Genomic DNA, 6,593 nt, shown 5'->3' with positions numbered 1-6,593 from the left:
GATCATGGCCGCCCCCGCCCACTAGGTGGATGACCCACCTCGCAAGCGAAAGGGGCGGGACTTCTACGCCGATCAGTACCCGCAGGTGGTGCGGTTCGTGATGTTCGCCCGCCGCGCCACCCTCGAGACCGCCGAGGACGCCGCCCAGGAGGCGTTCATCGAGGCCTGGCACGCCGCTCACAAGCCCGGAGCCTGGGAGCGGATCGAGAACCGGGAGGCCTGGATACGCAGGATCGCACTGCGTCGCCACGACCGACCCGGCGGCACTCGCCGCCGTGAACCGCCCGCCGTCTCGGGCTTGGAGGGCCTCCTCGCCGACCGCTCCTGTCCCCGGCCCGATCCGGCCGACGTCGCGACCGGGACGATGAGAGTGCTGGAGGCTCTGCACGCCGTTCACGACGACCAGGCGCGCGCGGTGATGGCCTTCACCCTGGACGGCCACCCGGACAGCGTCATCGCCGCCCACCTGGACCTCGATCCTCAGAAGGTCCGCAACCTGCGCACGAAGGCCCGCAGGCTGCTGCGCCGGTACCTGGCCGCCGGCCGCACGCAGGAAGGAGAAGCGGCCCGATGAGCGACCACGATCCGGCCGCACTCACCGACACCGAACTCGACCGCCTGCTGACGGAGGCGCACGAGGATCTGCTCCGGCACGCCCGAGAGCACACCGATCCCACGACCGGCCTGCTGGCCTTCATGAACGACCACCGCGACGACCTGGTCATCCTCGAACTCCGCACCATCACGCACCGCACTCAGAAGCGGATGCCGGAGGGCGTCCCCGAACTGCGCGACGCGCTGCTCCGCGCGGACCTCTCCGATCCCAACCTGCAGCACCTGACCTATCTGATGACGCTCACGCAGGCCCTCATCACCGTCAACGACCGCTACCCCAGCACCGCCCGCGCCGCCGCTCGGGACCTCGCCCGAGAGCTCGACTCCGCTCGCGCCGTCGCCCGAGCGCTCGACCTGGCCACCGATCTCGACTCCGCCCGCGCCATCGCCCGGGACCTCGCCCGGGACCCCAACTCCACCCGCGCCATCGGCCACACTCTTGCGCTCTACCACGCCCTCGACCGCGCCCTCGGCCACGCCATCGACCCCGTCCGCGGCCCCACCCACTGCGCCCGCGAGGTCACCGGCGTCATCGCCAACGACCTCAGCGGCAGGCTCGTCTGGACGTCGAAGAGCGTCTTCGCCCTGGTGCAAGCGGTGGCCTCAGCGCTTGAGGCGGAGTCCGTGGACCTGTCCGGCGTGGACGTCTCGCATCTGCAGGACCTGGATCTCGAAGTGCTCGCGGGCGCGGTGTGGAACCGGGCCACCACCTGGCCCGCGAACCTGCGCGAGCTGGTCCAACGGCATTCTGAGGAGATCGGCCAGGGCGTGTTCCGGGTTCGGGGAGGGACGGAACACGCGCCGCACGACTCCGTCCTGGCCTGAATGCCGAACCGGTCAGTTGACGTGATCGGTGGTGAGGCGGGCGGCTCGGCCCTTTTCACCGGCGGCCCAGCAGGTGGCGTCCGGAGCGCAGTCGACGGTGTCGAAGCTGCCCTTGTCGAACCGGGTCCAGGTGCGGCCGGCGTTGAACGTGAGGTCGGTGCCCGTGGGGCCCACGGCCATCGCGATCGGGCCCGTGTAGCGGGGCCAGACGGCGCCGGAGCGGTACTCGGCGGGCGGGCGCTGCGCGGGGTGCCAGGTGCGGCCGCCGTCGCTGGTCGTGGCGGCGGCGTCCGGGGACGGCTCGCCCGGACGGTAGTCGCCGCCGACCGCGATGCCGTGCCGGGAGTCGCGGAACGCCACCGAGAACACGCCCTGGGACGCGCCGGACGGCAATGGCGTGTCGGCGACCGTCCAGGTCCGGCCGCGGTCACCGGAGTGGAAGACCCGGGCGCGGGACGCTCCGCCCGTGGCGAGCCATACGTCCTTCTTCCCGTGGCTCACCAGGCATTGGCCGCTGGCGGCGAAAGCGAACTCGCCTTCGAGGGCGGCCGGCATTCCCTCGGACGGCAGCACGCGCCAGGTGCGTCCTGCGTCCTTGGTGGAGATGATGCGGAATCGGCCGTCCACCGGGTCGCTCATGGCCAGACCGTTGCGGGAGTCGAAGAACGTCATGCAGTCGTAGAACGCCTTCGGGTCGTCGTTCTTGAAGCCGAGCGTCCAGGTGCGGCCGCCGTCCGACGTGCTGTAGGCGCGGGACGCCTCACCCTCACCGATGGCCAGGACGACGGCCCGGTTCGCGTCGAACGCCTCGACGTCGCGGAACTCCAGGCTCGCGGCGTCGGGCGGGGCGACGTTCTGCCAGGTGGCGCCGCCGTCGGTGGTCCGCAGAACGGTCCCGCCGCTGCCCGCCAGCCAGGCGACCTTCCGGCCGACCGCGGCGAGGCCGCGGAACCGCGCCTCGGAGCCGGTCGGTGTGATCCGCCAGCCGAGCCCGCCCGGCCAGATGCGCACGTTGTCGGTGGTCTCCGCGTGCGCGGTGCCCGGCACCGCGAGGGGGGCCGCGATCATCGCCGCGCACACTCCGGTGAGCGACAGCTTCCGGGCGAGCGCCCGCATCGGCTTCATAGGCCGCAACGTAACGAAAGATGATCAAGGCGTCCAGACCCGGTACGAGCTTGCACTGGCTGCAAGTTTGCAGTCGTGGTAGCGTTCGCCGCATGGCGGACGGACCCACGGGCCTGCGGGAGCGCAAGAAGCGGCGCACCCGCCAGGCCATCGCGTCCGCCGCGCTGCGCCTGTTCGCCGAGCGCGGCTACGAGGAGACGACGATCGCCGACATCGCCGCCGCCGCCGACATCTCCCCCCGGACGTTCTTCGGCTACTTCCCGTCCAAGGAGGACGTCGTCTTCGCGGAGGTGGACGACCGCCTCGCCGAGGTCGCCGAACGGCTGCGCCGCACCCCGGGCGAGACGCCGCTGGAGACGATCCGGCGCAGCGTCGTGGACGTCCTGGAGGCGATCGTGACCGAGCACGGCGAGTACGGGGCCGTGCAGATCTCCCTGATCCTGGAGCGCCCCGGCCTGCAGGCTCGCGCGCTCCAGCGGATGACGGACACGCAGGAGGCCATCGAGTCGCTGCTGCGCGACCTGAGCCCCGGCATCGCGGAGATCGACGCCGTCGCCGCGGCCGGAATCGCGGTCGGCGGCATGCAGGCGGTCATCGCCCACTGCCGCCGCGAAGGCTACGACCCGCTCTCGATGCGGACCGCCCTGGACCGCGCCGTGGACATCGTCGAGCACGGCCTGACCTCGGTCGACGCCCTGTCCCGTCCGTCCCCCTAGACCGCCGGGCACCGCCGGCGGAGGCGCCCGCCCCGGTGCCCGGCTCCTAGTCCTCGAGCCTGATGCGGAGGCGGCGGAAGCCCCGGCCCTTGTTCTCCACCTTCGCGACCCTGATGCGGCCGACCTGCTTGGTGGACGCCACATGGGTGCCGCCGTCCGCCTGGGTGTCCAGGCCCACGATGTCGACGATGCGGACGTCCTGAACCTCGGGCGGCACCAGGTTCGTCGCCGTCCGGATGATGTCGGGGATCTCGAACGCCTCGTCCCGCGGCAGCGTCCTGACATCGATGCGGCGGTCGGCCTCGATCTCGGCGTTGCAGGCGTCCTCGACGGCCTGCTTGAAGCCGGACGGGACCTCGCGGAGATCGAAGTCCATGCGGGCGGTCAGCGGTTCCATGTTCCCGCCGGTCACCAGGCAGCCGTAGTCGCGGAAGACCACGCCGCACAGCAGGTGGAGGCCGGAGTGGGTGCGCATCAGGGCGGTTCGGCGGGCGTCCTCGATGGCGCATTCCACGGCGGTGCCGGGTGGGGGGACGGGGTCGTCCTCCACCGGGATGAGGGTCAGGTCGTCGCCCTTGCGCACGCCCGCGATGCGAGTCTGGACGCCCTGCCAGAGCAGCACGCCGTGGTCCGGCGGCTGCCCGCCCCCGCCCGGGTAGAACGCCGACCGGTCGAGGACGATCCCCTCCGGCCCCGCGTCGAGGACGACCGCCTCCCACTCCCGCAGCCCTTGATCGTCCAGTTCCAGGCGGGTGGTACGCCCCAAGATCTCCGTGCCCATGCGCCCACCCTAGGACGGGCCGGGCCTACCAGGGGCCGTAGGGGCCGGAGTGGGAGCCGCCGCCGTTCTTCTTCTTGAAGGGGGCGACCGCCGGGCGGACGTCCGCGAGGTAGACGGCGGCGGCGATGAAGGCGGCGACCGGGAGGATGCCGAGCAGCAGCGCGATCGGGCTGGCGCCGAGGGCCGCGGGCGCGACCGCGTAGGCCCCGCCGACCACCGCCGTGACGATCAGGACGATCGTCCACATCTTCTTGCGCCACTTGCCCGCGGCGCTGAACGCGCTCTCCGGGACGGTCAGCGAGTCGATCAGCGCCCACGCCTCCATCGCGAAAGCGATGATCAACAGCAGCCAGAAGAAGTAGTCCAGCACATTGAAGTCCGACATCGGCGATCAGCGCTCCTGCTCGTCTCGGACGGCGACTCCTCGTCGCCCACACGGGGCCTCACTACCCCAACCCTATGCGCGCCGTCCACCGGTGAGCCCGCGTCAGCAGGCCGGTGTCGCCCGGAGCGGACGAAAGAGCCCGGCCGGGAGTTCCGGCCGGGCTCTGACGGACGTCGCGCTCAGGCGCCGTTCTTCTTGGTCGTGGACCGCGTCCGCTTCGGCTGCCCGGTGTGGGCCTGCGGCGCGCGGGTCTGCGCGGCGCGGGGCTTCGGGGCCGGCTTCGCGTCGGTGATCTCGGCGACCTCGACGGCCTCGCGGTGGACGACCTTCTTGCCGCGCTCGGCGAGCTCGTCGATGAACTCGAACGCCCGGGTGCCGACGTGCGTCGCGTAGGCGACGGCGGCGCCCGGCAGGTCCTTGGCGTCCACTCGCTCCTGGTACCGGGAGACCTCGCCGCGGTAGCGCTCCACGCTGTCGCGGAGCTGGCCGCGGTAGCGGTCGACGGTTTCGCGGACCTCGCCCTGGTACTTCGTCGCAGTCTCGCGGGCGCGCCCCTGGTACCTGGTCATCTGCTCGGGCATCTCGCGGAGCTTCGCCACCGCGAAGTCGCCCGCGCCGGCCACGGCGTACACGGCCTTGTTCTCTCGCAGGTTGCTGGCCAGCGTCATCCGACCTCTTCCTTTCCGTTCCGTGTTGGTTCTGACATGGCTTGCTCGGCCTCGTCCGTTGCGGCCTGGTCGGGCTCCGCGTGCTCCGCGTCCGCCGGCGGCAGGCCGTCGGCCTCGTTCTCCTTGAGGAACGACGCGTAGATGTCGAGCAGAACCTGCTTCTGCCGTTCCGTGAGGAGGATGTCGGCGCGGACGGCGGCCTGCAGATCCGTGTCGGCCTCGCGGGCCTCGAGGATTCCGGCCTGCACGTACAGCGCCTCGGCGGAGATCCGCAGCCCCTTGGCGATCTGCTGCAGTATCTCGGCGCTCGGCTTGCGCAGGCCGCGCTCGATCTGGCTCAGGTACGGGTTGGATATGCCCGAGACGTCCGCGAGCTGACGCAGCGAGATCTTCGCCCGCGTCCGCTGCTCCCGGATGTACTCCCCGATCGAGCCGACCTTCGAACCAGCCATGTCTCCCACCCTGCGTCATGGTGCTTGCAATTGCAAGCAGGATAGCTAGCACTTGCCGGGTGAGTCCGCTCACATGGCGGCGGCTTGACCTTGCGGGCTAGCTGACCTTGGAGGACGGGGCCGTCCACGTGTTGCAGACGGTGAGGCGGCCGCCGTCGTAGCCCGTGACGACCCAGCCCGCGTAGTGGCGCCCGAGGCCGTGGTCGCGCTCGTCCGGGGGCAGCCGGTCCTCGCCGCGGCCTCGCAGGTCGATGATCATCGCGACGTACTGCTCCCGCGTCATCGGCAGCGTGGCGCGTTCCGAGCCGAGGAACGCGCCGGCGAAGCACTGCGCCTGGAGCTCGATGCGGCGGCTCGCCTCGTTGCGGGTGCCGGTGTCGGCGGACTCCATCCGCCGGTCGGCGTAGAGCAGGATGCCGGCGCGGTCCTGGACGTGGTGCCCGTACTCGTGGGCGATGACCCGCGCGAACACGGCGTAGTGGGACAGCGGCTCGCCGCCCGAGGTCTCGACGACGTGCCGCAGCCCCACGTACATCGTGTTGTTGGCGGGGCAGTAGAACGCGGACGCGCCGGGCGCCGGGTAGGTGCCGCACGGGCTGCGTCCCGGCTCCTGCCAGAACACGCGGTCGGGCTTCTCGAACGGGATCCCGGCCTTCTCGAACTGCTTCGACCACGAGACGTCCAGGCAGTCGCTCAGCACGTCCATGAACCGGCGCATGGACGCGGCGCTCGGCTGGATCTGGGGCAGCGTGCAGTTCACCGGCGTCAGCGCGCCCGTCTTGTAGAGCCTGCTGTCGGTGGCCTGCTCGCGCGGGGACGTCCCGCCGCCGGACGAGGTCGTGGTCCGGGTGCCGGACACGCCGTGCTGCCCGGCGAAGAGGGTGAGCCCGAGGATCCCGAGGACGATCATCGCGGTGAGGCCGCCGAAGATCCCCGCGATCGTCCCGCCGGCACTGCGGCGCGGCCGCGGTCGCATCGGGGCGTACCGGTACTGCGGCTGCCCGTACGGACCGGGCGCTGTCTCTG

9 protein-coding genes are annotated in these 6,593 nt (G+C 71.5%); 3 read left to right on the top strand and 6 right to left on the bottom strand.

Going from position 1 to position 6,593, the window contains the following annotated elements; translation table 11 throughout:
• Positions 1-25 precede the first annotated feature (25 nt).
• Together E1287_RS41260 and E1287_RS44440 are read left to right on the top strand one after the other, a co-directional pair.
• A complete protein-coding gene (locus tag E1287_RS41260) occupies positions 26-574 on the top strand; it encodes a sigma-70 family RNA polymerase sigma factor (protein WP_131971249.1) in 549 nt (182 codons plus the stop codon).
• Positions 571-1,440: a hypothetical protein gene (locus tag E1287_RS44440; protein WP_165969444.1), complete on the top strand. Its 870-nt coding sequence runs from the start codon at positions 571-573 to the stop codon at positions 1,438-1,440. Before E1287_RS41260 ends, E1287_RS44440 begins: the two co-directional genes overlap by 4 nt.
• A 12-nt stretch (positions 1,441-1,452) precedes the next feature.
• Here the strand turns inward: E1287_RS44440 and E1287_RS41250 are convergent, their stop codons facing one another.
• Positions 1,453-2,565: an oxidoreductase gene (locus E1287_RS41250; RefSeq protein ID WP_207934777.1), complete on the bottom strand. Its 1,113-nt coding sequence runs from the start codon at positions 2,563-2,565 to the stop codon at positions 1,453-1,455.
• A gap of 92 nt (positions 2,566-2,657) precedes the next feature.
• Between E1287_RS41250 and E1287_RS41245 the strand changes: the two genes are divergently transcribed.
• Entirely contained in the window at positions 2,658-3,281 is a 624-nt protein-coding gene (locus tag E1287_RS41245) for a TetR family transcriptional regulator (RefSeq protein ID WP_131971247.1), read from the top strand.
• 46 nt (positions 3,282-3,327) lie between these two features.
• Here E1287_RS41245 and E1287_RS41240 read toward each other — a convergent pair whose 3' ends face one another.
• The 5 genes from E1287_RS41240 to E1287_RS41220 form a co-directional block, all read right to left on the bottom strand.
• Positions 3,328-4,062, bottom strand: a complete 735-nt coding sequence (locus E1287_RS41240) for an alanyl-tRNA editing protein (protein WP_131971245.1) — start codon at positions 4,060-4,062, stop codon at positions 3,328-3,330.
• Positions 4,063-4,087: 25 nt separating this feature from the next.
• The gene (locus E1287_RS41235) at positions 4,088-4,447 is read right to left on the bottom strand and encodes a DUF2516 family protein (protein ID WP_243719799.1); all 360 of its coding nucleotides are present in this window, start codon (positions 4,445-4,447) and stop codon (positions 4,088-4,090) included.
• 179 nt (positions 4,448-4,626) lie between these two features.
• A complete protein-coding gene (locus tag E1287_RS41230; RefSeq protein ID WP_131971243.1) occupies positions 4,627-5,115 on the bottom strand; it encodes a hypothetical protein in 489 nt (162 codons plus the stop codon).
• Positions 5,112-5,567: a helix-turn-helix transcriptional regulator gene (locus tag E1287_RS41225; RefSeq protein ID WP_207934776.1), complete on the bottom strand. Its 456-nt coding sequence runs from the start codon at positions 5,565-5,567 to the stop codon at positions 5,112-5,114. Before E1287_RS41225 ends, E1287_RS41230 begins: the two co-directional genes overlap by 4 nt.
• A 97-nt stretch (positions 5,568-5,664) precedes the next feature.
• Positions 5,665-6,543, bottom strand: coding sequence for a neutral zinc metallopeptidase (locus E1287_RS41220; RefSeq protein WP_131971241.1), 879 nt, complete (start codon positions 6,541-6,543; stop codon positions 5,665-5,667).
• Positions 6,544-6,593 lie beyond the last annotated feature (50 nt).

It is taken from the genome of Actinomadura sp. KC06 (genome assembly GCF_004348735.1).
Classification (GTDB): domain Bacteria; phylum Actinomycetota; class Actinomycetes; order Streptosporangiales; family Streptosporangiaceae; genus Spirillospora.
The sequence above is the reverse complement of the archived record's forward strand: the minus strand, read 5'-3'. Positions and strand labels throughout refer to the sequence as shown.